Annotated in this window: 1 pseudogene; it reads right to left on the reverse strand. The window is 81.7% G+C overall.

Annotated elements, in window-relative coordinates:
- Positions 1 to 229: pseudogene (locus QM806_RS42060) on the reverse strand (hypothetical protein); the annotation flags it as partial.

Genomic DNA, 229 nt, shown 5'->3' on the forward strand with positions numbered 1-229 from the left:
CGACGAGAGTGGGCGGCCGGGATGCGCCACCTGCGAGGAGGTCCGCGGGCACGCAGGTGGGCGACGGCCGGCCGGGGGTGGGGGCCGGACGCGGCCCTCGGGCGGCGGCGCGCGGCCGGGGGGGCCGCAGGTAGTCGCTGCGGGCGGGGGGGGTGGCGGAGCGGGAGGTGGTGTTGTTGGGTCGTCGGGCGGCGTCGGGGGTGTCGGTCGGGAAGGCGGGGGGTGAGGC

The organism is Rhodococcus sp. IEGM 1351, assembly GCF_030056875.1.
In the GTDB taxonomy this organism is placed as follows: domain Bacteria; phylum Actinomycetota; class Actinomycetes; order Mycobacteriales; family Mycobacteriaceae; genus Rhodococcus_F; species Rhodococcus_F opacus.